This window comes from Arsenicibacter sp. R0_47, assembly GCF_057652235.1.
This window is the reverse complement of sequence record NZ_JBYFCJ010000133.1, coordinates 1-282: the sequence shown is the minus strand read 5'-3', so window position 1 is coordinate 282 and position 282 is coordinate 1. Positions and strand designations below refer to the sequence as shown.

1 pseudogene is annotated in these 282 nt (G+C 46.5%); it reads right to left on the bottom strand.

The annotated features are described in order from the left end of the window. Positions 1-32: 32 nt before the first annotated feature. Positions 33-282, bottom strand: a pseudogene (locus AC23NW_RS36340) (hypothetical protein); the annotation flags it as partial.

Below are 282 nucleotides of genomic sequence, written 5' to 3'. Positions count from 1 at the left end.
GTTAGGTTCAGGGCTGTTGATTGGATCATCTTCTATCGCCGGACGCGCAAGCTGACCAACTCCGAACAATCGTGCAGAACCCCTTCAAGGCCCAGTGCGGGCACAACTCTCAGGTTTTCATCCACGATGATATCTGGCACGAAGATAAACTTTTTGTCGAAATTCTGACCGTCAATGAAATAACTAACCCAATATTAATTATTGAGGTGAAATACATCAGGCGTAATGGTTTCAACGACCTGATATTCGCCCGCCTGTAGTTCCGGAAAATAATGCCGGAGC